The organism is Deinococcus ficus (genome assembly GCF_003444775.1).
Taxonomy (GTDB): domain Bacteria; phylum Deinococcota; class Deinococci; order Deinococcales; family Deinococcaceae; genus Deinococcus; species Deinococcus ficus.
The window spans coordinates 2,062,720-2,089,344 of record NZ_CP021081.1; the positions used below are offsets into that span (position 1 = coordinate 2,062,720).

Here is a 26,625-nt window from a genome sequence, read left to right on the forward strand (position 1 = left end):
ATGGGTCCATTCGCCGACCAAGTGAACCAACATGATTCGTGACACAGTCCACAAATGAGGCAGCGGCCTGATCAGCCCGCCCCTATACTCGCCGGGCCTCGCAGGGGTCTGCGCGCCGTCCAGCACGTCATCCGTGCTGCGGCGCCTCATGCCCTGTGACCGCCCGGCGGGCCGCCTGACACCTCTGCCCGCTGCGCTCCCAATCCCGGTCGTCCCCTCAGGAGTCCAGCATGAAATCCCTCGTTACCCTCACGTCCGCGCTGCTGCTCACCACCGTCTCCCCCGCCAGGGCCCTGACCCCCATGATCGACTGCGCCGCCGACCCCGGCAACATCCGCTGCGTCACCCGCGACCTCGGCGACTCGGCCGGCACGATCGGCAGCGGCCCGGCCATCTACCAGGGCGGCACCGACGTCCTGCGTGGCGGCTTCGTCACCTCGGACGGCCGCACCCTGATCGTCGCAGTGGAAACCCTGCGCAACGACGACCAGTTCGGGGCGGTCATGGCCATTGACCTGAACACCGGGAACCGCACCCTGATCAGCGGGTACCTGAACAGCATCCAGCGTGCCGGGAAGGGCGTGAAGGCGCAGGGTGACCGTGGCGACACCCTGGACCTGTACACGCTGGGAAACGTCACTGACGTCAAACCCCTGCCCGACGGGTCGCTGGTCGCGTACGCCGGGCAGGCCATCCGGATTGACCCGGCCACCGGGGACCGCACGCTGCTGTGGACGCCCGTCACGGCCGGCGACACCCGCGTGCGCGACACGGTGGAGGTCAAGTACCGCGCCTCGAACACCTCCACGGCGTCCGGCGGCGGGTCCAGCAGCGCGCCCGGCGGCACGATCAGCACCCCGGTCGGGAACGTGAACGTGGGCGGCTTCCTGGGGGGCCTGTTCGGCGGCCAGAAGCCCGCCGCTCCGGCCCAGCCTGCCCCCGCCTCGGCGGCCGGTCCCGGCAACGGTTACTTCTGCCGTCAGACCGACGAGAAGGCGCCGCTGCCGGCCCTGCCCAGCCACTACATGCACGTGGACGCCCAGGGGAACATCTACCTGATGGGCAGCAACAGCCCCATCGGGGCGGGCTTCGCGCTGTTCAAGCTGGACGCGAAGAACGACTACCGCTGCACGGCCATCTCCCGCTTCAACGCGGATGGCGACGACGTGCTGGGCGGCGGCATTCCCTGGACGAACTCCAGCATGGGCTCCGGCCCGCAGTTCGGGAATTTCGCGCTGAACGGCGCCACCCTGTACGCGTCCGGTGGGCCCAACCCGAACTACATGGTTGTGGGCGTGGACCTGCGGACCGGGGAGCGCCGGCTGGTGTCCGGGCAGACGCACGAGGGCGGCGCGCAGATCTTCAAGAAGGGCCAGGGCAGCGGCCACATCGGCAGCATGCTGACCTTCAGCGGAGGGAAGCTGTACACCACGCAGGAGCAGGTGAAGGCCGAGGCGTTCACGCTGGTGCAGATCGACCCGGCCAGCGGGGACCGCACCATCCTGCTGCCGGCCAAGAACACTCCGCTGGCGCGCGGGTTTGCGTCGAACGTGACACTGTATGCCGTGCCGAACAGCGACCAGCTGCTCGTGTGGTTTAACGGGGCGCTGCACGTGCTGGACCCGAAGACCGGGCAGAACTTCATTCTGTCCCGCTGAGGCCTGGCCTGCGGTGTCCTCTCCTCGCTTCCCCTCTGGAGGTCTTCCCATGCGCCTGATTCCGACCCTGCGTCTGCTGCCGCTGGCACTGCTGCTGGCGGCCTGCGCCCCCGTCATCGAGTCCAACCTAGACACCGCCCGCCTGCCGGCCGCGACGGAGTTCGGGCCGCACAACCACCGCCTGGAGTGGTGGTACCTGAGCAGCGCGCTGCCCGAAGAAGGGCTCGCCTTTCACTGGGCGATCTTCCGGGTGCTCTCGCCAGACCTGCCGGTGCCCGGGTTTTTCTCCAACGTGATGGTCACTGACCTCAAAACGGGTCAGGTCACCTTCCAGGAACTGAAGCCGGGCCTGGGCACGGCGTCCTTTCCTCCGCTCAACCTGGGGCATGGCGGGTGGACACTCACGCAGGACACGGTGAACGCCCCGTTCAAGCTGGAGGCCGGTCCCCTGAAGCTCCGCCTGACGCCGGCCAAAGCGCCGATGATTCATCCGCCGGGGTTCAGCGGGGCGCCGGAGACGGGGTTCATGGCGTACCAGGGCATCACGCGCCTGAACTTCACGGGTGAGGTGGCCGGGCGGCCTGTGCAGGGGCAGGCGTGGTTCGATCACCAGTGGGGCACGCAGGTGCCGGGCCGTTCGGGGGTATGGGACTGGTTCAGCATTCAGCTGGACAACGGGCAGGACGTCATGGTGTACCGCACCCGCACCCCGGACGGGCGGGTGGTGCAGGTGATCGCCAGCATCGTGGACGCGCAGGGGGTGGCCCGCGCCGCGACGAACGTGACGCTGGAGCCCGCCGCGGAGTGGACGGGGCGCACCGGCTACCGCTACCCACAGTCCTGGCGGCTGAAAGCGGACGAGTTCGACCTGACGGTGCAGGCGGTGCGGGCCGAGCAGGAGCTGCTCAGCCAGACGACGCGGATCGCGTACTGGGAGGGCGCGGTGCAGGTGACGGGAACCTTCCAGGGCGGGCTGGCAGCGGGCCAGGGCATGATGGAGATCGTGGGCGGAACCTTGCCTTGACGCGTTGAGGGTGCGCCACTGGGCGGGGATCGTCACCCCGCCCACGCTCGTAAAACGTCAATAAACTTGACATGACCACGCTCAAGTTTCAGAATGAAGGCCGTTTGACCACTGCCTTCATTTCCGTTCCTGACCGGAGGTCCAACCTTGAACCCTGAACGCTTCACCGAGGCCAGCGCCGTGGCCATCAACGCCGCCCAGGCCCTCGCCCAGCAAAACCACCACCAGAACCTCACCCACTTTCACGTGCTGCGCGCCCTGCTGGACAACGACACCGCCGCCCGCGCCATCACCCAGGCCGGCGGAAACCTTCAGGAGGCCCGCGCGGCACTGGACGCCGAACTCGCCAAACTGCCCAAGGTGCAGGGCGGTGGCGGGCAGCTGTACCTGGACCCCGCCCTGAACCGCGCCTTCGCCAAGGCCGACACCCTGGCCGGGCAGCTCGGGGACAGCTTCGTGGCGGCCGACGCGCTACTGCTCGCCCTGCGCGGCGAGTACCGCGGCCGCGGCCTGCCCACCGAGACCGACCTGAACCGCGCCATCACCGAAGCCAGGAAGGGGAAAACCGTGACGAACAAGACCAGTGAGCAGCAATTCGACGCCCTCGCCAAGTACGGCGTGGACCTCACCCAGCGCGCCCGGGACGGCAAGTTCGACCCCGTGATCGGCCGCGACGAGGAGATCCGCCGCGCCATGCAGATCCTGCTGCGCCGCACCAAGAACAACCCCGTGCTGATCGGCGAGCCCGGCGTCGGCAAGACCGCCATCGCCGAGGGCCTCGCCATCCGCATCGTGCAGGGCGACGTGCCCGAGGGCCTGAAGAACAAGCGCATCGTGAGCCTGAACATGGGCAGCCTGCTGGCCGGCGCGAAATTCCGCGGCGAGTTCGAGGAACGCCTCAAGGGCGTGGTGGACGAGGTCGTGCAGTCCGCCGGCGAGATCATCCTGTTCATCGACGAGCTGCACACCATCGTGGGCGCCGGCAAGACCGAGGGCAGCCCGGACGCCGGGAACATGCTCAAGCCCGCCCTGGCGCGCGGGGAACTGCACATGATCGGCGCGACCACCCTGGACGAGTACCGCGAGATCGAGAAGGACGCCGCCCTGGAACGCCGCTTCCAGCCGGTGTTCGTCGAGGAACCCACCGTGGAGGACACCATCAGCATCCTGCGCGGGATCAAGGAAAAGTATCAGACGCACCACAACGTGGAGATCACCGACCCTGCCCTGGTCGCCGCCGCGCAGCTCAGCAACCGCTACATCACCGACCGGCAGCTGCCGGACAAGGCCATCGACCTGATCGACGAGTCCGCCGCGCGCCTGCGCATGGCGCTGGAATCCAGCCCGGAACGCATCGATCAGCTGCAACGCCGCAAACTGCAGCTGGAAATCGAACGCGAGGCGCTGAGGAAGGAAAAGGACCAGGACTCCCAGAACCGCCTGCTGGACATCGAGGAGAGCCTCAAGGGCATCACCGACGAACTGAACGAGGTCCGCAGCCGCTGGGAGGGCGAACGCAAGGAGGTCGCGCAGCTGCGCGAGAAACGCGAGGCGCTGGACCAGGTGCGCACCGACATCGAGAAGGCCAAACGCGACTACGACCTGCAGCGCGCTGCTGAACTGGAGTACGGCCAGCTGCCGTCCCTGCAGAAAGACGTCGAGGACCTGGAGAGGAAACTCAAGGGCGCCGAGTTCGCGCACACCCAGGTCACGGAGGAGGACGTCGCCAGGGTCGTCAGCCGCTGGACCGGCATTCCCGTGAGCAAGCTCATGGAGGGTGAACGCGAGAAGCTGCTGCGGCTTGAAGAGGCCCTGCACGGCCGCGTGATTGGCCAGGACCGCGCCATCGTGAGTGTCGCGGACGCCATCCGCCGCGCCCGGGCCGGCCTGAACGACCCGAACCGTCCGCTGGGCAGCTTCATGTTCCTGGGCCCCACCGGCGTGGGCAAGACCGAACTTGCCAAGGCCCTGGCGGAATTCCTGTTCGACAGCTCGGACGCCATGGTCCGCCTGGACATGAGCGAGTACATGGAGAAGCACACCGTGGCCCGCCTGATCGGCGCCCCTCCCGGGTACGTGGGCTACGAGGAAGGCGGCCAGCTGACCGAGGCGGTGCGCCGCCGGCCCTACAGCGTGATCCTGCTCGACGAGATTGAGAAGGCCCACCCGGACGTGTTCAACGTGCTGCTGCAGGTGCTGGACGACGGCCGCCTCACCGACGGGCAGGGCCGCACCGTGGACTTCCGCAACACCCTGATCATCCTGACGAGCAACATCGGCTCGCCGTTGATCCTGGAGATGCAGCACGCCGGCGAAAGCCCCGACGCGATCCGTGAGGCGGTGCTGGGCGAACTGCAGCAGAACTTCCGCCCGGAATTCCTGAACCGCGTGGACGACATCATCGTGTTCGACGCGCTGACGCAGGCCGACTTGCACAAGATCGTGGACATTCAGATGCGCGGCCTGATCCGCCGCCTTGCCGAGCGCCGCGTCACGCTGCACATGACCGAGGCCGCCAAGGACAAACTTGCCGAACTCGGCTACGATCCGGCCTTCGGCGCGCGGCCCCTGAAACGCGCTATCAGCAAGGAAGTGGAGACGCCGCTGGCCCGCGAGATCCTGCAGGGCAAGGTGCCGGACAGCAGCTCCCTGACGGTGGATTACCACGATGGACGCTTCACGTTCGGCGCCGGCAGCCTGAACTGACCCCGATCCCCGCTCTCCCCTGCCCCGGCCGTCCCGCCGGGGCAGCTTCACTGTGGCCTCAATTCCACCGGGCGCGCTGCCCTGCATGAAGTCCCGCTGAACGGCCGCCCAAGACACGGCTCAGCCCGGCGCGGCAGACTGGGCCTCATGGCAGACATTGCAAGGAAGGCGAGCGCCCACTGGCAGGGCGACCTGAAAAGCGGCAAGGGCACGGTCAGCACCGGGAGCGGCGTGCTTCAGGAAGCGCAGTACAGCTTCGGCACGCGCTTCGAGAACGGGGCGGGCACCAACCCGGAAGAACTCCTCGCCAGCGCACACGCCGGGTGCTTCACCATGCAGCTCAGCGCCCTGCTGAGCAACCACGGGCACGCCGTGGAGGACCTGCACACCGACGCGACCTGTGAGATGACCCGCGACGGCGCCGGCTTCCGCGTGAGCGCCATGCGCCTCACCGTGCGCGGCAAAGTCACCGGGTCCGACCAGGCCGACTTCGAGGAGCACGTGAAGCAGGCGGCCGAACTGTGTCCCCTGAGCCGCGTGATGAAGGGCAACGTGGAGATCACCCACGAGGCGATCCTCGAAAGCTGAATACCTAAAGATGACCGGGGCACGCGGCTCAACTCGCGTGCCCCGGTTGCCTTGTATGCAGAAGTGCAGGCCGCCCGGGTTGCCCGGAGCGGCCTGCGTGGGGTGGGGCTCAGCGCTGGGTGGTGCCGGTCGTGGTGGTTGTGCCGGTGGTGGTGCCCGTGGTCACGGTGTGCGTTTCCACGTAGCGGCGCCCGGTCAGGCCCGCGAGGCCGAGCAGGCCGGCGAGGCCCAGCCAGCCCCAGTCGGTGGCGCCGTCGGTGGCGCCCTGGTTGTCGGCGGTGGTGGTCTCGCTGGTGGCGACGTCGTTCTCGGCGTCCTGAGCGAGGGCGCTCATGGGAATCGCCAGGGCGGCGGTCACGGCCAGGGCCTTCAGCAGGTTCTTCGTCATGGGGGCAGTGTGACGCACGCGACCTTCACTTACACCCCGCCGGGCTTGAGGAAATCTGCATACAGGGTGCGACCCTCAGGCCCGCGAGCCGGCCGCCGCCCACACCGCCCCGACCGCTTCCTCCACGCTCTTTACGCCGGCTACGCCGTCCAGTCCGGGCGGCACGATCAGGCGGGTGTACCCGGCGCGGCCGGCCTCCTCGGCGCGGCGCAGCGCGGCCTGCGTGCTGCGCACCTCGCCGGCCAGCCCCACCTCGCCGAACACCGCGACGTTCCCCGGCAGGGCGCGGCCCACCACCGCCGAGTACACCGCCAGCGCCACCGCGAGGTCCAGTCCCGGGTCCGGGACCTTCAGGCCCCCCGCGAGATTCACGTAGACGTCCAGGCCGCCCAGCGTGAGGTCCAGCCGGCGTTCCAGCACCGCCAGGACCACGTCCACGCGGCGCGGGTCGAGGCCCACCACGACCCGCCGGGCGTTCGGGTACGGCGTCTTGCTGGCCAGAGCCTGCACCTCCAGCAGCATGGGCCGCTGCCCGTCGATGGTCGCGGCGACCACGCTGCCCGGCACGCCCACCGGCCGCTCCGCGAGGAAGGCGGCGCTGGGGTTCTCCACGGCGATCAGCCCCTCGCCGCGCATCTCGAACACGCCGAGCTCCCCGGCCTGCCCGAAACGGTTCTTCACGCTGCGCAACAGCCGGAAGGCGCCCACCGTTTCCAGAAACACGGTGGTGTCCACGATGTGTTCCATCACCTTCGGCCCGGCGACAGTGCCGTCCTTGGTGACGTGCCCGACCAGCACGGTGGCCGTCCCGGTTTCCTTCGCGGCGCGGGTCAGGAGGCTGGTGCCGTCACGGACCTGCGCCACGCCGCCCGGCGCTCCCTCGCCCTCCACGGTCACGGTCTGGATGCTGTCCACGATGCACAGCGCCGGCTTGTGCTCGGCCATCAGGGCCGCGACGTGCTCGGCGCGGGTGTCGCGCGTCAGTTGCAGGTCGGCGGTGACGCCCAGCCGGTCGGCACGCAGGCGGATCTGCTCCAGGGACTCCTCCCCGGCCACGTACAGCACCGTCCCGCCGCCCTTGGCGACCTGATCGGCGACCTGCAGCAGCAGGGTGCTCTTGCCGATGCCGGGCTCCCCGCCCATCAGGGTGACGCCGCCCGCAACCAGCCCGCCGCCCAGCACGCGGTCCAGTTCCGGAATGCCGCTGCTGGTGCGGGGCTCCTCCCGCCGGCCCACCGCGGACAGCGGCGTGAGCTTCCCGCCGACCACCCCGCCGTACGCCCCGCCGCGGCCTTTCGGGGCACTGACGCTGGGCGCCTCCTCCTCGAAGGAGTTCCACGCCTGGCAGTTCGGGCAGCGGCCCAGCGGCTTGGCGGACTGGTACCCGCACTCGGTGCAGACGTATTTCGTGGTGGAGCGGGCCACCTGGGCTTACTCCGCCGGGGTGCGCGGGCCGGGGCGGCCGTCCGCGCGCCAGTACGAGCCGTCCGCGGTGGCGAGGTAATCGCCCTCGACCAGTTCAGTCAGCAGCACGGACGGGTCTTCCAGGGTGCTGTGGTCCGCCAGGATCTGTTCCACCTCGCCCTGCGTGTAGCTCACGCCGGTCTCGAACAGGCCCTTGAGGTGGTGCAGGATCGCCAGCTGGTGCGCCTTGCGGCGGTCGCTGGGCCACACGGTGATGCGGCCGTACTCGTCCTGGAAATCGTGGATGCTCTTCGTCATGGGCTGCATCCTACCGGGCCGGGCCGCGGACGACCGGGGGACACCACCCGGTTGGGCCTGTGTGCGCCGGGGGCGCCGGCGCCTTGACAGCAGCCGCCCCCGGCCAGAACGGAACCGGGGGCGACGCAGGGGCTCGACGGATCAGGCGAGAATCTGCCGGGGGGTGGCGTCGGCGTCCTCGCTGCGCTCGAACCCGATGCCTTCCTCGCCCAGCACCACGCGCAGTTCGCCGCCCGCGTGCCCGACGAGTTCCAGCGCCAGCGGGTCCTCGAGCTCCTCGCGCAGCAGCGTGCGCAGCTGGCGGGAGCTGCCCACGGCGTGCTTGGGGCTGCGGGCCTTGAGCTTCCCGACCAGCCACGCGGCGATGGCGGGGTCAAAGGTGACGTGCAGTTCGCGGCTCATGAGCTCCTCGCGCATGTCGCCCAGCAGCTGCTGCGCCACCCGCACGAGTTCCTCCTCACCCAGGCTGCGGAAGCGGATCACGTCGTCCAGGCGGTCCAGGAATTCCGGCGTGAAGATGTGCCGCAGCGGCGCGTTGTTGTCCGGCGTGACCGGGCTGAAGCCCACGGTGGGGTTCACGTTGAAGCCGGTGTTGCTGGTCATGATGATGATGGTGCGGCGGAAGTCCACGGTGCGGCCCAGGCCGTCGGTGAGGCGGCCGTCGTCCAGCACCTGCAGGAAGGTGTTGTACACGTCCGGGTGGGCCTTCTCGATCTCGTCGAGCAGGATCACGCTGAAGGGCTGCCGGCGCACCGCCTCGGTGAGGCGCCCACCCTGCTCGAAGCCCACATACCCGGGGGGCGAGCCGATCAGCTTGCTGATGCTGTGGCTCTCCTGGAATTCGCTCATGTCCACGCGCACCAGGGCGCGTTCACTGCCGAACAGGCTGCGGGCGAGCGCCTTGGCGAGGTGGGTCTTGCCGACGCCGCTGGGCCCCACGAACAGGAAGCTCGCGGCCACGCGGGTGCGGCCCCCCAGGCCCACCCGGGCGCGGCGCAGGGCGCTGGACAGCGCCTTGATGGCCTCCGGCTGGCCGTACACCTGGTCCTGCAGCTGCTGTTCCAGGTCCCCGAGCTGCGCGGCGGTTTCCTCGCTGTAGATGCCGCCCATGCTGTTGATGACGCTCTCGATGTCCTCGCGGGTGACGTAGGGTTCCCCCTGCTCGTTTTCCGCGACGGGCAGACCCACGCTCATGTTCAGGCGCACGCGGCTGGCGGCCTCGTCGATCAGGTCGATGGCCTTGTCCGGGAAGTTCCGGCCCGGCAGGCTGCGCTCCCCGATGCGCACCGCGAGTTCCAGCGCGGAATCCGGAATCTGGACGTTGTGGTGCTCCTCGTACTTGGGTTTCAGGCCGCGCAGGATCTGCAGCGTCTCGGCGGGGCTGGGTTCCAGCACGATCACCGGCTGGAAGCGGCGTTCCAGGGCGGCGTCCTTCTCGATATAGCGGTGGTATTCGCCGGTGGTGGTCGCGCCGATCACCTGGATCTCCCCGCGGGAGAGGGCGGGCTTGAGGATGTTCGCGGCGTCCAGGGTGCCCTCGGCGCCGCCCGCGCCGACGAGCGTGTGCAGCTCGTCGATGAACGCGATGACCTTGGCGTTGCGGAGTTCCTCGATGATCTGCCGCAGGCGTTCCTCGAACTCCCCGCGGTACTTCGTGCCGGCCACCACGCCGCTCAGGTCCAGGCTGACCAGCCGGACGTCCTGCAGGTTGGGCGGCGTGCGGCCCTCGTGAATGGCGAGCGCGAGCCCCTCGACGATGGCGGTCTTGCCGACGCCGGGGTCGCCGATCAGCACGGGGTTGTTCTTGGTGCGGCGGGTGAGGATCTGCGTGACGCGGCGGATCTCCTCGCTGCGGCCGATCACCGGGTCCAGCTTGCCCTCGCGGGCCCAGCGGGTCAGGTCGCGGCCGTACTCGTCCAGGAAGGGGGTGGGCACCGGCTTGCTGGCCTTGGCGCCGCCGGGGGCGCCGTCGCCCTGCGCCAGGATGCGCCAGCGGATGGTGTCCACGTCCTTGGTGAGTTCCTGCAGGATCCGGAAGGCCACGCCGTCGCCCTCGCGGATGATGCCGAGGAGCAGGTGCTCGGTGCCGGTCACCGGGGCGCCCAGGGAGCGGGCCTCATTGCTGGCGAGTTCCATCACGCGCCGGGCGCGGGGCGTGATGCTGGGCGCGTCGTTCAGGCGGTTGCCTTCCCCACGGCCGATGATGTCCTCCACGCGGCGGCGCAGGCCGTCCAGGGTCGCGCCGAACTCACCGAGGATCTGCGCGGCGCTGCCGCCCTCGCGCATCAGGCCGAGCAGCAGGTGTTCCGGGCCGACCATGGCGTGACCAAGCCGGTTTCCTTCCTCCCGTGCGTAGTGGAAGACCAGTCGTGCGCGGTCATCGTATCTGTTGGTCATGCTCTCCCCCCGGGTGACACGCTCGTGGTGCCTGATCGCGTGAACGTAAGTGGTACGGTCCGGCGAGACCGGCAACGCCTGAATGCAGTGATGCGGTGTGATCGCCTGCGTTCAGACTAGCGCCCCGGGCGCCGGCGCAAAGCGGTGCGTCCTCACCATGTCCTGACGAACCCGGGGGTCCGGGGCGGGACGGTAGCCTGACGGTCATGACCGAGCCCTCCGCCCCGGACCCCGCGCCCGACGACGCCGTCCCCCCGCTTCCCCGTGCGCGGGAGGTGATCTTCGGGTCGCAGCACGACCGCATCGTGGAGCGTCTGGAGGCCCTGGACGCCGGACTGGCGCAGGGCATCCAGGCGTACGCGTACGACACGGTGTACGACCGGCCCGGCCTGGACCTGAAAACCAAGGAACTGATCGCCTGCGCGCTGCTGGTGTCGCTGGGCAGCCCGCCGGAACTGCGCACCCACCTGCGCGGCGCCCTGAACGCCGGCGCGACCGAGGAGGAACTGCGCGGCGCGCTGATGATGTGCGTGCCGTACCTGGGCTTTCCCCGCGCGGTGGCGGGGTTCGAGGCGCTGCGGGTCTTTCTGGACCACCGCCGGCCCCCGGAGGAGACCGGCGCGACCACACAAGAAGAATGACCGGCCCGGGGGCCGGTCACTGCTTCAGGTCGGGAGCTTACAGGCGGAACTTCACGCCGACGCGGGCCTTGAAGTTCACGTTGGGCATGTTGGTGAAGGAGCGCAGGGCGGCGTAGTCGGCGTCGCCGGGGTTGACGGTCACGCTGTCCGTGCTGTTGGTGCTGGTCAGGGCGCTGTTGAAGAAGTAGTCGGCGCCCAGGTCACCGAAGAGGCTGAGGCCGGGGTTCACGGCGTAGCCGAGCATCAGGCCGCCGCCCAGGCCGAAGCTGTTCATGCTGTAGGTGGTGGTGTCGCCGAAGGCGGTGAGACTGCGGTTGAACATGCCATAGCGCACGCCGGCGTACAGATCGGCGTCCAGGCCAGGGCTGAGCTCGCCCAGGGCGTAGGTGCCGTCCAGGCCGATGATCAGGTTGCTGCCGCTGGTGGAGCAGCCGCCGACGTCCTGGCAGTAGACGGAGGCGCCGGCCACGACCAGGTTGGGGGAGTTGCGGTCGTAGTTGAAGTTGCCCACGTTCGCGTACGACACGCCGGCCTTCACACCGAAGGGGCCGTACACGTAGGGGGCGTGTACGAAGGCTTCGCCGCTGAGCCCGCCGGCGTACCCGGCGCTCAGGCCGAGTTCGACGGGGCGGGTGAAGGTCTGGGCGGAGGCGGTGGTGGCGGCCAGGGCAGCGAGGGCCAGGAGCGTCTTCTTCATGGCCTCAGCTTCCGGCGGCGGCATGAGAGTTCTGAGTGATGAATCTTACCCGGCCTTGATAGAGATGCGGATTCCAATCCGCCGGGCCGGAGCAAGTCTTTATCTGTTCTCACGTGGCTCCCCTGTTCCTCCGTGGGTGGCAGTCCGTCCAGACCTGACAGCAAATTGAACTCGGTATAATTTGCGATGCTGTACCCTGAGCCCAACAGCTCCACGCCGGACTCCCGCAGGCCCGTCCACTCGGCCAGCGGCCACGCCCGCCCGGAGCCCGTCTCATCCCGGGCCGCCCTGCCCCGCAGCGCGCCCCACTCCCGCGACCCACTTCCCCCCAACCCGGAGGACCCATGAAAATCCTGACCCTCGTCAGACAAGTTCCCGACGCCGAAGCCCGCGTCAAGATCCAGGGCCAGCAGGTCGACCTGGAAGGCGCCACCCTGGTCATCGACGGCATGGACGAATACGGCGTGGAAGAAGCCCTGCGCCTGCGCGAGAGCGGCGCCGCCGTCGAGGAGATCGTCGCCCTGGCCGTCGGCCCCAAACGCGTCGAGGACGCCCTGCGCACCGCGCTCGCCATGGGCGTGGACCGCGCCATCCACGTCGAAACCGACGAGAAGATCGACGCGATCGCCCTGAGCAAGATCGTCGCCCAGGTCGCCCAGGCCGAAGGTGCGCAGCTCCTGCTGGTCGGCGGGCAGGAAGCCGACTGGGACTCCCAGGCCCTCGGGGCCGCCAGCGCCGAACGCCTCGGCTGGCCGCAGCTCACCTGGACCAACGAACTCAAACTGGAGGGTGAGACCCTCACCGGCCGGCACGACGTGGACGACGGCAACGAGAGCTTCCGCACCACCCTGCCCGCCGTGGTCACCACCCAGCAGGGTCTGAACGAGCCCCGCTACCCCACCCTGCCGAACATCATGAAGGCGAAGAAAAAAGAACTCCGCAAGGACGACCTCGCCACGTACGGCGTGCAGAGCCGCGTGCGCGTGACCGGCAACGAGATCCAGACCCGCGCCCGCCTGAACCGGATGATCGACGGCAAGGACCCCCAGGCCGCCGCCGCCGAACTCCTGAACCTCCTGAGAAACGAAGCGAAGGTGATCGCATGATCCTGATCGTTGCTGAACACGCCGGCGGGAAGCTCGGCAAATCCACTCTGGAAATGGTCACCGCCGCCCGCGAAAGCGGCCGCGAAGGCCCCATCACGCTGCTCGTGCTCGGGCAGGGCGTGGCCAGCGTCGCCAAGGAAGCCGCCGCCGTCGCCGACCAGGTGCTCGTCGCCGACCTCCCCGGCCTCGCGCAGTACAACGCCGAGGTGTGGGCCGCCGCCACCGCCCAGATCGCGCAGGAAGGCGAGGCGAGCACCGTCATCATCGGCGGCAGCCGCTCGGGCCGCGAGTACGCCCCGCGAGTCGCCGTGAAACTCGACGCCCCGTACCTGGAAGACGCCACGAAACTGAGCAGCAACGGCGCCGCCCTCCAGGCCCAGCGCTACACCTACCTCGCCCGCGTCACCGAAACCGTCGAAGCCGACGGACTGGTCGTCGTGACCGTGAAACCCGGCTCCTTCGCGCCCGCCAGCCCCGCCGCAGCCGCCGGCGAGGAATACGACGTGGAACTCACCCTCCCCGCCTCCCGCGTGGAAGTCACCGGGAAGAGCGTGGAGAAGAGCAGCCGCGTGGCCCTCACCGAAGCCGACGTGATCGTCACCGGCGGACGCGGCGTGGGCAGCCCCGAGAACTTCAGCGCGTACGTCGAGGGCCTCGCCGACGCCATCGGGGCCGGCGTGGGCGCCACCCGCGCCGTCGTGGACGCCGGCTGGCGCCCCTACGCCGAGCAGGTCGGGCAGACCGGCAAGACCGTGCAGCCCAAGGCGTACATCGCCCTCGGCGTGAGCGGCGCCGTGCAGCACCTCTCCGGCATGGGCAAGAGCAAGCACATCATCGCCATCAACAAGGACGCCGACGCCCCCATCTTCAAGGTCGCCGACTACGGCATCGTCGGCGACGTGAACGCCATCGTGCCCGCCCTGATCGAAGCGGCCAAGCAGTAACCCCGACCGTTAAGACTCCCCCCAGTGCGAGCCGGGGGGAGTCTTCCTCATGACCGGGCCCACCGGTGTAGAACCGGGGCATGAGCACCCCACACAACGAGCCCGGCGAATCCCCCGTCCTCACGGCCGTCGTGACCGGCGCCGCCCGCGGCATCGGCCGAGCCATCGCGGAACTGTACGCCGAACGCGGCGCCCGGGTCCTCAGCGTAGACGTGAACCTGCCGCCCACCCTGAAAGGCCAGCGCCGCCTCAAGGCCGACATCAGCACCCCCAGGGGCCGCGAACGCATCCTGCACGCCACCCGCGAACTGGGCGGCGTGGGCGTGCTCATCAACAACGCCGCCTACCAGGGCGCGCACGGCAGCGTCATGGACGTCTCCGAACGCGGCTGGGCCCGCACCCTCAACGTGAACCTCACCGCGCCCCTCCTGCTCACCCGGCAGCTCGTGGAACTCATGCCGCACGGCGCGGCCGTCGTGAACGTCGCCAGCGTACAGGGCCTCTTCGCCGAACAGGACAACGCCGCCTACAACGCCAGCAAGGGCGGCCTCGTCAACCTCACCCGCGCCATGGCTCTGGACCTCGCCCCGCGCGGCATCCGCGTGAATGCCGTCGCCCCCGGCGCCATCAGCACGGAAGCCGTCATCGAAGCCATTCAGGAAAGCCCCAACCCCATGCAGACCAAACGTGACTACGAGGACCTGCACGCCCTGCGCCGCCTCGGCACCCCGCGCGAGGTCGCCCAGGTCGTGCACTTCCTCGGCAGTGCCGAAGCGGCCTTCATGACCGGCGCCATCGTGCCCGTGGACGGCGGCATGACCGCCAGTTTCATGATGGCCGGCCGGCCCGTCTGAAACCTTCTTGCCAACAATAAAAGGAGGCGGCCCGAAGCCGCCTTCCTGATCGTTCTCTATCCCCTTACTGGCTGAGGGCGCCGATGATGCTGAACATGGGGAGGAACATCCCGGCCACGATCGTGCCGATGATGACGCCCAGGAACACGATCATGAGCGGCTCGATGGCTGCGGTCAGGCCCTCGACGGCCTCGTCCACCTCGCGGTCGTAGAAGTCGCCGACCTTATCGAGCATGCTGTCCAGGGCACCGGTCTCCTCGCCGATGGAGACCATGCTGACGACCATGGGGGGGAACACGCGGCTGGTCGCGAGGCTGCTGCTCATCTGCTCGCCCACCATGACAACGTTCTTGGCGTTCTCGATGGTGTCTTCCACGATGGCGTTGTTGGCGGTGCCTTTGGTGATGTCAAGACTTTCGATGATGTTCACGCCGCTGCTGATCAGCAGGCCGAAGGTCCGCGCGAAGGAGCTGATGGCACTTTTCTGGATCAGGTTCCCGAAGACCGGCATGCGGAGTTTCATGTCGTCGATCACGTGCCGACCCTTGGGGGTCTTGTAGTAGGCGCGGTACGCGAACACGATGGCGGCCACCACGGCCACCAGGATCAGTGTGGAGTTCTGAAGGAACTCGGAGACAGCCATCAGCATGCGCGTGATGAACGGCAGCGGGGCATTGAGCTGAATCAGGATCCCTGCAAACTGCGGCACGATCGTGGTCAGCAGGAAGTACGTGATCCCGAAGGCGAACACGAGCACGATGACGGGATAGGTCATGGCGCTCTTGATCTTGCCGCGTAGGGCGAGGTCCTTTTCCTGGAAGGCCGCGATGCGCTCCAGCACCATGTCGAGCGTCCCGCTGGTTTCACCGGCGCGCACGAGGTTGATGTACAGGCGGTTGAAGACCTTGGGATGCTTGGCAATCGCCTCGCTGAACGGCGTTCCAGACTCCACATCGGTGCGGATGGTCTTCATGATGTCCTGGAAGGCCTTGTTCTCAATCTGTTTCTGGAGGATGTTCAGGGACTGGACGAGCGGCACCCCGGCGTTGATCAGGGTGGCGAGCTGTTTGCTGAAGATGGCGACCTGCTTGAGGCCGGGGGGCCGGTCGCTGAGGAAGGGGATCTTGACGTCGGCGTTCAGGCCCGCTTTTGGGGGCTTGATCTCGACGATCATCATGTTCTTGGCCCTCAGCAGGTCCCGGACCTGGCTCATGGTCTCGGCTTCCATGCTGGAGGTCAGGATTTTGCCGGAGCGGTCACGGACCCGGTATTCGAAGACGGCCATAGGCAATCAGTATATTTCTCATGGGCGTGCGGAGTTCTTACGGAAGTTCACCGTGCCGGGAAGGAAGTGAGGTATGTCACAGGTGGAAAGGCGGGCCGGACTGGCCGGCGCGGGATTCCGGGTAATGGAGGCCGTGGCCGATGAGTGCTGATTTCCAGGCCCAGGTTCGGGAGGCGGCCCTGGCGCTTCGTGCGGGAGCCGTGGTGGCGTATCCCAGCGAGACGGTGTGGGGGCTGGCGGCGCACCCGGACTCATGGGAGGGGGTGACGCGGCTGCGGGCCCTGAAGGAGCGGGGGCCGGAGCGGGCCTTCCAGCTGTCGTGCGCGTCGCTGGAGGAGGCACGCGACCTGGTGGAGCCCTCGCCGGAGCTGGACGCGCTGGCAGCGTTCCTGCCGGGGCCACTGTCGGTCGTCGCGCCCGCCCGAGCGGGGCTGGGGGCGACGTTCGCGCTGAACGGGCGCGTGGGGCTGCGGGTCCCGGACCACCCGGTGGCGCTGGCCCTGCTGCGCGCAGCGGGTGGGGTGCTGGTCACGACGAGCTGCAACCGTCAGGGCGAGGTGGCCGCCACGACCTTTGAGGAGGCGCGGGCTTTGGGTCTGGCGGACCGGGTGCTGCCGGACGGCGGGGTGCGGTCCCTGGGGCTGGCGAGCACCATCGTGCAGCTCCCGGAAGGAGTGATTCTGCGGGAAGGGGCGGTGCCGGCGCGGACGGTGCGGGCGGCGCTGGGGGATGCGGATGCCAGGTGAGGCCTTCCGCGCGCTGATCGGCGGGGCGCTGCTGGCCGCGGGGCGTCCGGTGCGGCTGAAGGAGCTCTCGGAGATTCTGGGGCTGGGGCCGGAGGCGACGCGGCGGGAGGTGCGGGCCTTCACGGAGGCGGTGCAGGCGGCGGGGCTGGGGTTCGAGGTGGAGGAGGTGGCGGGGGGCGTGCGGCTGATCGTGCCGCCGGGCGTGGCGGCGCACCTGGCGCCGGTGCTGTCCCCGCCGGCCCTGCCGGCCCTGAGTGCGGCGGCTCTGGAGGTGCTGGCGGTGATCGCGTACCGGCAGCCGGTGACGCGCGCGGAGATCGAGGCGATGCGGGGCGGGAGTGCGGGCACGGTGGTGACTCTGCAGGAGCGGGAACTGGTGAAGGTGGTGGGCCGCAGTGACGCGGTGGGGCAGCCGCTGCTGTACGGCACGACGGAGCGGTTTCTGCTGGAGTTCGGGCTGGAGGGCCTGGAGGCCCTGCCGCCCCTGGCGGGGGACGGTCCGGACTTCGCGCACCTGCTGCGCGGGTAAGTACCGGGGGCGGGCCGCGTCACGGGGGGCCGGGGCGGGCTACACTGCCCTTTATGATCGGTAAGACGTACACGACGATGCTGGGCGGGCGCGAACTCAGCATCGAGACCGGGAAACTGGCGAAACTGGTGAGCGGCAGCGTGACCGTGCGGTACGGCGACACGATGCTGCTCGTGACCGCGCAGGCCAGCGACACGCAGAGCAAACTGGATTTCCTGCCGCTGACGGTGGAGTTCGAGGAGCGGCATTACGCGGTCGGGAAGATTCCCGGCAGCTTCCACCGCCGCGAGGGCCGGCCCGGGGAGAAGGCGATCCTGAGTGCGCGCATCACCGACCGGCAGATCCGGCCGCTGTTCCCGAAAGGTTACCGGCACGAGACGCAGGTGATTATCACGGTCGTGAGCGCCGACGGGCAGAACGCTCCGGACGTGCTCGGGCCGATCGGGGCGTCCGCGGCGCTGAGCCTGAGTGACATTCCCTGGGCGGGCCCGACGGCGTGCGTGCGGGTGGGGCAGGTGGACGGGCAGTTCGTGGTGAACCCCACCGCGGAGCAGCTGTCGCGCAGCCGCATGGACCTGGTGGTGGCGGGCACGAAGGACGCCGTGATGATGGTCGAGTGCGGCGCGCAGACGGTCGGTGAGGACGAGCTGGTGGCCGCCATCGAGTTCGCGCACGCGGAGATGCAGGGCGTGATCGGCCTGATCGAGACGATGCGTGCCGAGCTGGGGCAGGAGAAGTTCAACTTCGTGGCCGCGGCCGGTCCCAGCGTGGACTACGTGCCGGAGATGGCCGAGCGGGCGCTGGCGGCCGGGCTGCGCGACGCGCTGCTCACGCCGAAGAAGAAGGACCGCAGCGCCCGCACGAAGGCCGTGCGCAACGCCGTGATCGAGGCGATGGTGCCGGACGTGGCGGCCGAGGGGGCCGAGGAGAAGATTGCCGCGCTGAAAGACGCCTACAGCAAGGTGGAGAAACAGGAACTGCGCCGCCTGATCCTGGAGGACGACCTGCGCGCCGACGGCCGCAACAGCCGCACCGTGCGGCCCATCTGGATCGAGGCGCGCGCCCTGCCCCGCGCGCACGGGAGCGCCATCTTCACCCGCGGGGAGACGCAGGTGCTGGGCGTGACCACGCTGGGCACCGAGCGCGACGAGATCCTCATCGACGACCTGACCGAGGAGACCGGGGACAAGTTCCTGCTGCACTACAACTTCCCGCCGTACAGCACGGGCGAGGTCAAGCGCATGGGCGGGCAGTCCCGCCGCGAGGTCGGGCACGGCAATCTCGCCAAGCGCGCCATCCGGGCGGTGCTGCCCAGCTTCGAGGAGTTCCCGTACGTGATCCGCGTGGTGGGCGACGTGCTGGAATCCAACGGGAGCAGCAGCATGGCGACCGTGTGCGCCGGCATCCTGAGCCTGATGGACGCGGGCGTGCCGATCAAGGCGCCGGTCGCGGGCGTGGCAATGGGCCTCGTGATGGAAGGCGAGCGCTACCGCGTGCTCACCGACATCCTGGGCATGGAGGACGCGCTGGGCGACATGGACTTCAAGGTGTGCGGCAGCGCCGAGGGCGTCACCGCCCTGCAGATGGACATCAAGGTTGGCGGGATCACCCCGGCGATCATGCGTGAGGCGCTCGCGCAGGCCCGCGAGGGCCGCCTGCACATCCTGGGCAAGATGGCCGAGGTGCTCGCCGCGCCCCGTGCCGAGCTCTCCCCCACCGCGCCCCGCATCGTGAGCATGAAGATCAACCCCGAGCTGATCGGGAAGGTCATCGGCCCCGGCGGCAAACAGGTGCGGGAACTGGAGGCGATGGGCGCGCAGGTGACCATCGAGGAGGACGGCACCATCCGCATCTTCAGCGCCGACGCGGCCGCCGCGCAGGCCGTGCAGGCTAAGATCGCGGGCCTGACGAAGGAAGCGAAGGTGGGCGAGGAGTTCCACGGCACGGTCGTGAAGACGGCCGCGTTCGGGGCGTTCGTGAACCTGTTCCCCGGGCAGGACGGCATGCTGCACATCTCGCAGATCAGCGAGGAGCGCGTGAACGCCGTGGAGGACGTCCTGAAGGTCGGGGACAAGCTGCACGTCAAGATCGTGAACATCGACGACCGCGGCAAGATCGACCTCGTGCGCCCGGAGCTGGAGGGCAAGGTCGCGCCGCGCGCGCCCCGTGAACCGCGCAGCGGCGACCGGGGGGACCGTGGCCCGCGCCGGGACTTCGGGGACCGTGGCGACCGGGGCCCGCGCCGTGAAGGCGGGGAACGCCGCGAGTTCAGTGGCGAGCGCGCCGACCGCGGCCCGCGCCCCGAGCGGACCGAAGCGGGCGACGCTCCGGCTCCCGCGCCGGCCGCGGACCGGAACAGCAACGAGTAACCGCCCCTGACCGCGCCGCCCGGGAGTTCCCCGGGCGGTTTTCCTGTGGGGCGGGTGTCCCGCAGGGCGGGATGAGGGGGCGGTCCGGTGGGACATTGGGGGCGGCAGCCCGGGCCTAGAGTGCGCCCGTCGGCCCGGACCGTCCGGGATGCGCGTGCACCGGGCCCCTGCTGCGAGGCCCTCCTCTGCCCTGCGTCCCCAGGTGACCCCATGTCCGCGATCACGCCCGCCCCCGCCACGCCGAAAGGCGCGCGGGAAGTGCTCAGCCTGCTGAATCCCGCCCCCGCCTGGAAACGCGAGTTCGCCGGGTACGGGCAGGAGAAGTTCCTCAAGGACCTGCTGGCCGGCGTGACGGTCGCCATCGTGGCGCTGCCGCTGGCTCTGGCGTTCGGCGTGGTGAGCGGCGCGGGCGCGACGGCCGGGGTGATCACGGCGATCATCGCGGGGCTGGTGGCGGCGGTGTTCGGCGGCAGCCGCTACCAGGTGACCGGCCCGACCGGCGCGATGACGGTGGTGCTGCTGCCGATCATCAGCCAGTACGGCATGACTCAGGTGTACGTGATCGGGATCATGGCCGGGCTGATGCTGGTCGTGATCGGCCTGGCGCGACTGGGGCGGGTGATCGACCGGATTCCGTGGCCGGTGATCACGGGCTTCACGAACGGCATCGCGGTCATCATCGCGTTGCAGCAGGTGCCGGCGGCACTGGGACTGAAAGCCCCGCACGGGGAGACGATTCTGCCGACCACCTGGGCGGTCGTGCAGGACTTCCTGGCCCGGCCCCACTGGGCGCCGCTGGGGCTGACGCTGGTGAGTTTCGGGATCATGCTGCTGTGGCCCCGGGTGACCACCCGCGTGCCGGCGGGCATCGTGGCACTCCTGGTGGTGACGGGCGCGGCGACCGCGCTGCACCTGGACGTGCCGCGCATCAGCGACATCCCGAAGGGGCTGACGCTGCCGCACCTGCCGGCCCTGAGCTTCAGCGAGCTGCCGGCCCTGGTCGGCCCGGCGGTGTCGGTGGCGCTGCTGGCCGGGATCGAGAGCCTGCTGTCGGCCATCGTCGCGGACGGCATGGCGCGCGTGCGGGACTACCGGCCGAACCGGGAACTGGTCGGGCAGGGGCTGGCGAACATCGTGTCGCCGCTGTTCGGCGGGATTCCCAGCACGGGCGCGATCGCCCGCACGGCGGTGGGCGTCAAGAGCGGCGCGCAGACGCGCATGACCGCCATCATTCACGCGGCGGTGCTGCTGGTGATCGTGCTGTCGCTCGGGCGGTACGCGGCGCTGGTGCCGCTGGCGGTCCTGAGCGGCATCCTGCTGAACACCGCGTACCGCATGTTCGAGGTGGACGCCGTGAAGGCCCTGCGGCGCAGCACGAAGAGTGACTTCGTGACCATGCTCGCCACCATGGGGGTCACGGTGGTGTTCGACCTGATTCTCGCCATCGAGATCGGGCTGCTGGTCGCGGGCCTGCTGTTCATCCAGCGGCTGGTGCACACACCCACCCTGCACGAGATGGACATCGACCGCAACGCGCCCCGGGAGGCGAACGTGGAGCTGCTGAAAGAGCGCGTGCTGGCCTTCCGGGTGGACGGCCCGCTGTTCTTCGCGGTGTCGGGCCGGATGCTGGAGCACCTCACCAGCCAGCAGGAGGTGGACGTGATCGTGCTGCGCATGCGCCGCGCCACCAGCCTGGACGCCAGCGGCGCACACGCGCTGGAGGCGATCTTCGACGACCTGACTGGGCGGCACATCAAGCTGCTGTTCAGCGGCCTGCAGGACCAGCCGCGCGCCCTGCTGCGGCGCATGGACCTGTACGGCAAGCTCACGACCGGCGGCGAGCACGATTTCGAGGGCACCACCGACGCCATCACGCACGCCTGGAGTCACGTGCACCGCCGCGTGCAGGGCCATCCCTGGCCCGCCTGAGCCGGGTCAGGTCAGCACCCAGCCCTCCCCCTGCACGGCGCCGCTCAGGCCGAGGCGGGTGACCGGCCGCGTGGGCAGCAGCCCGTGCGTGAAGCTCAGCCGGCCCCCGGCGGCGAACACCTCCACGGATAGGGTGTCCAGCACCACGCGCAGGTCCAGCCGGCCGTCCAGGAAGGCGCCGTCGGGAAGCGGGGCAGCGTGCGTTCCGGCAAAATCCGGGGCTTCCGGTGGGGCGGGGCGGCGCAGGTGCAGCGCGCCGCCCTGCAGGAACAGCGCGGCCTCCTCCCCCGCGGCCGAGGTGAGGGTGAGGGTGAACTCGCCGGTCGCGGTGAGGGTGAGGTCCACGGCCTGCCCGGGAGGCAGGGGCAGGCCGTCCCCGTCCGGGGTGAGCGCCGCGCCGCGCCGGGCCTCCAGTTCCCGCACGGGCGCCTGCGTGAGGATCAGGTCGGCGCTCAGGCCGAGTTCGCGGGGCAGGGTCATCATGCCGCGCCAGGGCGTGGTGGGCAGGCGCGTGGCGTACGACCAGTTGTTCAGCCACCCGATCCACACCGTCCGGTCCTGTTCGGCGGGCAGGTCGGCGTAGGTGATCGCGGCGTAGAAGTCCCGGCCCCAGTCGGCCCAGCGCGCCGGGGTGGCGGGCGTGAAAGTCACGCCGTCGAAGTCGCCCACCCAGTACTGGGCGCCGCAGCCGCCCTGCGGGCCGCCCTGGAAGGTGTCCACCTTCAGCACCCAGCGGACCTGCCCACCGGGCCCCCGCAGGGGGAACAGGTCGGGCACCTCCCAGATGCCCTCGGTCACGCCGGCCGGGCCGAAGGTGCTCAGCGGCGCCCAGGTGCGCAGGTCCGCCGAGCCGTACAGGCCGACCTGCCGCTCGTGCGGGTGCACGACCACGCTCACCCACTGCCCGCTGGGCGCGTGCCAGAAGGTCTTCGGGTCGCGAAAGTCGGCCTTGCCCTCGTCCAGCACGGGCTCCGGTGTGGCGAAGGTCCAGGTGGTTCCGGCGTCCCGGCTGACCGCGAGGTACTGCGCCTGGTGGTCGGGGGCGTTGCCGGTGTACATGGCGATCACGGGCGGGTGCGGGTCGCCGGGCCGGGCGAAGCCGGCGGTGTCCGCCCAGTCCACGAAGGCGCTGCCGCTGAACACGTCGTGCCCCTCCCGCCACGGCAGGGCGACGTCGTGCTCCTGCCAGTGCAGCAGGTCGCGGCTGGTGGCGTGCCCCCAGCTCATGTACCCGTGGTCCAGGCCGCGCGGGTTGAACTGGCAGAACAGGTGGTACGCGCCGCCGGCGTACACGAGGCCGTTGGGGTCGTTGATCCAGTTCGCGCGGGGCGTGAAGTGAACGCGGGGGCGCAGGGTGGGCATGCCCCATGATGCCCGGCGGATAATGCGGGCATGCCCAGACCCCTGACCTTCCTGCTGGCGCTGCTGCCGTTCCTGCTGGTGAGCAGCGCCGCCAAGCCGCGCCGTGCACGGGAGGCCGCCGGTGACCGCTAGCTTTCCGCCCCGGTCGATGCTGTATGTGCCGGGCGACAAGCCCCGCGCCATGGACAAGGCCCGGACGCTCGGCGCGGACGCCGTGATCCTGGACCTGGAGGACGCCGTGGCGCCCGAACACAAGGCGGCCGCGCGGGAGAACGTGCGGGAGGCGCTGCGCACGCCCTGGCCGTGCCCGGTGCTGGTGCGGGTGAACGGAACCGGCACGCCCTGGGAGCACGAGGACCGCGAGATGGCCCTGCTGGCCGGCGTGCACGGCCTGGTGCTGCCCAAGGTGGAGGACGCCGGCACCGTCCGGGACCTGCACCTGCGCGTGCCGCTGTGGGCGATGATCGAAACGCCGGCGGGGGTGCTGAACGCCGCGGCCATCGCGGCCGCGCCGGGCGTGGCGGGGCTGCTGGTGGGCGCCAACGACCTGGCGCGCGCCCTGCGCTGCCGGCCGCACCCGGAGCGGCTGCCGCTGCTGCACGCGCTCGAAAGCGTGGTGCTGGCCGCCCGGGCGCACGGGAAGCACCCGGTGGACGCCGTGTTCAACGACGTGCGGGACGCCGCGGGTTTCGCGCGGGAGTGCGTGCAGGGCCGCACGCTGGGCTTCGGCGGGAAGACCGTCATTCACCCGGGGCAGGTGCCGGCCGCAAACGAGGCCTTCGGCGTGTCCGACGAGGAAGCGCAGGCCGCCCGGGGTCTGCTGGCCGCCTGGACCGCCGCGCGGGCCGAGGGGAAGAGCGTGGCGACCTTCGCGGGTGCGCTGGTCGAGCAGATGCACGCCGACGAGGCCCAGGACATCGTGAACCTCTGGGCGGCCACCCTGCCCCGCGCCTGATCCTGCCCGATGCTCGCCCTCACGTTCCGGACCTACCCTGGGGCATGAGCGGCTGGCGGACGATCTGGCGGGACCTGCGCGTGACGCTGGGGCAGGCCCTGATGGCGGTGCTGGGACAGCCGGTGGCCGGCCCCACCCGCGAGGAACGCGAGAACAACGACGCGCAGCGGGCGCAGGTGCGGCAGGGCAGGCCCGCCTCGGCTGGGGAGGCGGCGCGGCAGGTGGCGGCGGAGGCTGCCCGGGTCGCGGCGCTGCAACCCGCCGACCGGGCCCGACACGACTCCGGCCATCGGCGCTGACGTCCTGTCTACGCCGTGCGGCGCACCCGCCGGGCGGCTCCCCTATGCTGCCGGGCATGAGGTGCGCGGCGCGAATTACCGGCCGGTCGGGGTTCAAGTCCTGACGGCCTGCGCGCTGCACGACCCGGTCCCCCGCGAACACCGCGGGGGCTTTTCTTTTCTCAGGGGGAACGCCAGATGACGAGTGAACAGGAGTGGACGGACGTGACACCGGGGGGGCTGGACGCGATGGACGTGCTGCGGCTGGCCCTGACCGGGAAGGTGTACGGCGCGGCGCAGGAGACGCCGCTGTCGTTCGCGCCGGCCCTGAGTGCCCGGCTGGGCAGCGGCGTGTGGCTCAAACGCGAGGACCAGCAGCCGATCTTCTCGTTCAAGCTGCGCGGCGCGTACAACCGCATGGCGCACCTCACCCCGCAGGAGCGGGCGGCGGGCGTGATCGCGGCGTCGGCCGGCAACCACGCGCAGGGCGTGGCGTTCGCCGCGCAGGAACTGGGCGTGCGGGCCGTGATCGTGATGCCCGCGACCACCCCGGACATCAAGGTCCGCGCCTGCCGGGCCCGCGGCGCGGAGGTGGTGCTGCACGGCGACAGCTTCAGTGACGCCGAGGCGCACGCCTACGGCCTGCAGGCCCGCGACGGCCTGACCTTCGTGCACCCGTACGACGACCCGCTGGTGCTGGCTGGTCAGGGCACGGTGGGCCTGGAACTGCTGCGGCAGGTGGAGGACACGGGCCCCACCACGGTGTTCGTGCCGGTGGGCGGCGGCGGGCTGATCGCGGGCACCGCCGCGGTCCTCAAGGCCCTGCGGCCCGGGTGGCGGGTGGTGGGTGTGCAGCCCGAGGACAGCGACGCCATGGTGCAGTCCGTTCACGCCGGGGAGCGCGTGCGGCTGGAGCAGGTGGGCCTGTTCGCGGACGGCGTGGCCGTCAAGCAGGTGGGGGCGCACACCTTCGCCCTGACCCGCCGGTACGTGGACGACTGGGTGCGGGTCAGCACCGACGAGATCTGCGCCGCCATGAAGGACGTGTTCGACGACACCCGCGCCGTGATGGAACCCGCCGGGGCGCTGGCCGTGGCCGGCCTGAAAAAGTACGCCACCGACCACGGCCTGCACGGCGAGACGCTGGTCGCCGTGACCAGCGGAGCGAACCTGAACTTCGACCGGTTGCGGCACGTGTCCGAACGCACCGAGATCGGCGAGAAACGCGAGGCGATCCTGGCCGTCACCATCCCCGAACGGCCCGGCGCGTACCAGGAGTTCATCGAGGTGCTCGGGCAGCGCGCCATCACCGAGTTCAACTACCGCTACGCCCCGCGCGCCGAGGCCCGCATCTTCGTGGGCGTGCAGCTCGCCCACCCCGGCCAGCGCGCGGAACTCCTCACGGCCCTGCACGCCGCCGGGTACCCGGTTACGGACCTCACCGACGACGAGATGGCCAAGGTCCACATCCGCCACATGGTCGGCGGCCGCGCGCCCGAAGCCACGGACGAACGGCTGTACGCCTTCACGTTCCCCGAGCGGCCCGGCGCGCTGCACGAGTTCCTGGCCACCCTGCGGGGCCGCTGGAACATCAGCCTGTTCCACTACCGCAACCACGGCAGCGACCACGGCCGCGTCCTGGCCGGCCTGCAGGTCCCGGACGCCGACCTGGACGAATTTCAGGCGTTCCTGGGCGCCCTGGGCTACCCGAACCAGGACATGAGCCGCAGCCCCGCCTACCGCCTGTTCCTCACCTAAACCTGGCTCAGGGCAGCGTGACGGTGCGGCCGCTCTTGAAGGTCACGCTCACGCCCGGGCGGCGGGGGTTGGCAGGGTCCACGCGACAGGCGGTGATGCGCTGCGCCCCCGTGACACTGATGGGCGGGCAGGTCCGGCTGGGCGTGCCGCCGGCCAGGACAGCCACCTGCATCTGCCGGGCGACCTGCTGTTCAAGGACTCGCTCGCGGGCGGCCAGCAGATTCGGGATCAGCACGGCCGCCAGGATGCCCACGAGGAAGGTGCCCACGACGGCGTGGCTGACGCCCATCACCACCTGCATGGCCGTGCTGACCGCCGGCTGGAACGCGACCCGCGCCTGCGCGCGGTAGGTGAGGTGATACGTGAACAGCAGCAGGGCCAGGGTCCCCAGGAGGGCCGCGAGGCTCAGGGGGCTGCCCTGCACCCTCAGCACGAAAGCCACTCCGAGCAGGATGGGTGTGAGGAAGAACCAGGCGACGTGCAGCGGCCACACGCCGATATACGTGAAGCCCGCCCCGGGCACGAGCAGGTTCAGCAGCACGCCCAGCACATACGACGGACGTTTCAGGGTGGTGCGGCGGGCAAGGTCTTCCGGGAAGGCGGTGGTCATGCGCCGAGCATGGCGCAGGCCGGCACCCGGCCCCGCCTCACCTGCGCGGCGATGGGGGCATCTCTCCCCCAGCGGCCCC

General features: G+C 70.1%; 23 protein-coding genes. 15 read left to right on the top strand and 8 right to left on the bottom strand.

The features are described from left to right. The first annotated feature begins 230 nt into the window (after positions 1 to 230). From DFI_RS10010 to DFI_RS10025, 4 genes are all read left to right on the top strand, one after another. Entirely contained in the window at positions 231 to 1,658 is a 1,428-nt protein-coding gene (locus tag DFI_RS10010) for a hypothetical protein (protein WP_027463011.1), read from the top strand. 49 nt (positions 1,659 to 1,707) lie between these two features. Continuing rightward, the gene (locus DFI_RS10015) at positions 1,708 to 2,682 is read left to right on the top strand and encodes a lipocalin family protein (RefSeq protein WP_043778059.1); all 975 of its coding nucleotides are present in this window, start codon (positions 1,708 to 1,710) and stop codon (positions 2,680 to 2,682) included. A 147-nt stretch (positions 2,683 to 2,829) separates the two neighbouring features. Next, on the top strand, positions 2,830 to 5,388 hold the full coding sequence (gene clpB / locus DFI_RS10020; RefSeq protein ID WP_027463012.1) for an ATP-dependent chaperone ClpB: 2,559 nt from the start codon (positions 2,830 to 2,832) through the stop codon (positions 5,386 to 5,388). A 147-nt stretch (positions 5,389 to 5,535) separates the two neighbouring features. Continuing rightward, a complete protein-coding gene (locus tag DFI_RS10025) occupies positions 5,536 to 5,976 on the top strand; it encodes an OsmC family protein (protein WP_027463013.1) in 441 nt (146 codons plus the stop codon). 109 nt (positions 5,977 to 6,085) lie between these two features. On the opposite strand, the gene DFI_RS10030 is transcribed toward DFI_RS10025, so the two are convergent. The 4 genes from DFI_RS10030 to DFI_RS10045 form a co-directional block, all read right to left on the bottom strand. Further along, positions 6,086 to 6,364: a WGxxGxxG family protein gene (locus DFI_RS10030; protein ID WP_022801428.1), complete on the bottom strand. Its 279-nt coding sequence runs from the start codon at positions 6,362 to 6,364 to the stop codon at positions 6,086 to 6,088. Between the two features lie 75 nt (positions 6,365 to 6,439). Continuing rightward, a complete protein-coding gene (gene radA, locus DFI_RS10035; RefSeq protein ID WP_027463014.1) occupies positions 6,440 to 7,789 on the bottom strand; it encodes a DNA repair protein RadA in 1,350 nt (449 codons plus the stop codon). A 6-nt stretch (positions 7,790 to 7,795) separates the two neighbouring features. Then, a complete protein-coding gene (locus DFI_RS10040; RefSeq protein WP_027463015.1) occupies positions 7,796 to 8,086 on the bottom strand; it encodes a DUF2087 domain-containing protein in 291 nt (96 codons plus the stop codon). A 141-nt stretch (positions 8,087 to 8,227) separates the two neighbouring features. Next, entirely contained in the window at positions 8,228 to 10,483 is a 2,256-nt protein-coding gene (locus DFI_RS10045; RefSeq protein ID WP_027463016.1) for an ATP-dependent Clp protease ATP-binding subunit, read from the bottom strand. Between the two features lie 206 nt (positions 10,484 to 10,689). Between DFI_RS10045 and DFI_RS10050 the strand changes: the two genes are divergently transcribed. Continuing rightward, positions 10,690 to 11,124, top strand: a complete 435-nt coding sequence (locus DFI_RS10050; RefSeq protein ID WP_051307770.1) for a carboxymuconolactone decarboxylase family protein — start codon at positions 10,690 to 10,692, stop codon at positions 11,122 to 11,124. A 37-nt stretch (positions 11,125 to 11,161) separates the two neighbouring features. Here DFI_RS10050 and DFI_RS10055 read toward each other — a convergent pair whose 3' ends face one another. Beyond that, on the bottom strand, positions 11,162 to 11,821 hold the full coding sequence (locus tag DFI_RS10055; RefSeq protein ID WP_027463017.1) for a hypothetical protein: 660 nt from the start codon (positions 11,819 to 11,821) through the stop codon (positions 11,162 to 11,164). Positions 11,822 to 12,165: 344 nt separating this feature from the next. On the opposite strand from DFI_RS10055, the gene DFI_RS10060 reads away from it, so the two are divergent. The 3 genes from DFI_RS10060 to DFI_RS10070 all read left to right on the top strand — a co-directional run bounded on the left by DFI_RS10060 (position 12,166) and on the right by DFI_RS10070 (position 14,725). After that, complete coding sequence (locus tag DFI_RS10060) at positions 12,166 to 12,927, top strand: electron transfer flavoprotein subunit beta/FixA family protein (protein WP_027463018.1); 762 nt, start codon at positions 12,166 to 12,168, stop codon at positions 12,925 to 12,927. Further along, positions 12,924 to 13,871 (top strand): electron transfer flavoprotein subunit alpha/FixB family protein, encoded by a 948-nt coding sequence (locus DFI_RS10065; protein ID WP_027463019.1) that lies wholly within the window; start codon positions 12,924 to 12,926, stop codon positions 13,869 to 13,871. The genes DFI_RS10060 and DFI_RS10065 overlap by 4 nt, the downstream gene beginning before the upstream one ends. Positions 13,872 to 13,951: 80 nt before the next feature. Beyond that, positions 13,952 to 14,725 (top strand): SDR family NAD(P)-dependent oxidoreductase, encoded by a 774-nt coding sequence (locus tag DFI_RS10070; RefSeq protein ID WP_051307774.1) that lies wholly within the window; start codon positions 13,952 to 13,954, stop codon positions 14,723 to 14,725. Between the two features lie 64 nt (positions 14,726 to 14,789). Here the strand turns inward: DFI_RS10070 and pilC are convergent, their stop codons facing one another. Beyond that, positions 14,790 to 16,010 (bottom strand): type IV pilus assembly protein PilC, encoded by a 1,221-nt coding sequence (gene pilC, locus DFI_RS10075; protein WP_027463021.1) that lies wholly within the window; start codon positions 16,008 to 16,010, stop codon positions 14,790 to 14,792. A gap of 140 nt (positions 16,011 to 16,150) precedes the next feature. Between pilC and DFI_RS10080 the strand changes: the two genes are divergently transcribed. From DFI_RS10080 to DFI_RS10095, 4 genes are all read left to right on the top strand, one after another. Continuing rightward, positions 16,151 to 16,756, top strand: a complete 606-nt coding sequence (locus DFI_RS10080) for an L-threonylcarbamoyladenylate synthase (protein WP_043778063.1) — start codon at positions 16,151 to 16,153, stop codon at positions 16,754 to 16,756. Further along, entirely contained in the window at positions 16,746 to 17,285 is a 540-nt protein-coding gene (gene scpB / locus DFI_RS10085; protein WP_051307797.1) for an SMC-Scp complex subunit ScpB, read from the top strand. Before DFI_RS10080 ends, scpB begins: the two co-directional genes overlap by 11 nt. Before the next feature lie 53 nt (positions 17,286 to 17,338). Then, positions 17,339 to 19,654 (top strand): polyribonucleotide nucleotidyltransferase, encoded by a 2,316-nt coding sequence (pnp, locus tag DFI_RS10090; RefSeq protein WP_043778066.1) that lies wholly within the window; start codon positions 17,339 to 17,341, stop codon positions 19,652 to 19,654. A 210-nt stretch (positions 19,655 to 19,864) separates the two neighbouring features. Beyond that, the gene (locus tag DFI_RS10095; protein ID WP_051307776.1) at positions 19,865 to 21,583 is read left to right on the top strand and encodes a SulP family inorganic anion transporter; all 1,719 of its coding nucleotides are present in this window, start codon (positions 19,865 to 19,867) and stop codon (positions 21,581 to 21,583) included. Positions 21,584 to 21,589: 6 nt separating this feature from the next. Here the strand turns inward: DFI_RS10095 and DFI_RS10100 are convergent, their stop codons facing one another. Further along, positions 21,590 to 22,945, bottom strand: coding sequence for a glycoside hydrolase family 32 protein (locus tag DFI_RS10100; protein ID WP_043778068.1), 1,356 nt, complete (start codon positions 22,943 to 22,945; stop codon positions 21,590 to 21,592). Positions 22,946 to 23,093: 148 nt separating this feature from the next. Here DFI_RS10100 and DFI_RS10105 point away from each other — a divergent pair, with 148 nt between their 5' ends. From DFI_RS10105 to ilvA, 3 genes are all read left to right on the top strand, one after another. Beyond that, entirely contained in the window at positions 23,094 to 23,900 is an 807-nt protein-coding gene (locus DFI_RS10105; protein WP_043778070.1) for an HpcH/HpaI aldolase/citrate lyase family protein, read from the top strand. Between the two features lie 44 nt (positions 23,901 to 23,944). Further along, positions 23,945 to 24,199, top strand: a complete 255-nt coding sequence (locus DFI_RS10110) for a hypothetical protein (RefSeq protein ID WP_027463024.1) — start codon at positions 23,945 to 23,947, stop codon at positions 24,197 to 24,199. 177 nt (positions 24,200 to 24,376) lie between these two features. Further along, positions 24,377 to 25,936 (top strand): threonine ammonia-lyase, biosynthetic, encoded by a 1,560-nt coding sequence (gene ilvA / locus DFI_RS10115; RefSeq protein ID WP_027463025.1) that lies wholly within the window; start codon positions 24,377 to 24,379, stop codon positions 25,934 to 25,936. Positions 25,937 to 25,943: 7 nt separating this feature from the next. On the opposite strand, the gene DFI_RS10120 is transcribed toward ilvA, so the two are convergent. Then, positions 25,944 to 26,546: a hypothetical protein gene (locus DFI_RS10120; protein ID WP_027463026.1), complete on the bottom strand. Its 603-nt coding sequence runs from the start codon at positions 26,544 to 26,546 to the stop codon at positions 25,944 to 25,946. Between the last annotated feature and the right edge of the window lie 79 nt (positions 26,547 to 26,625).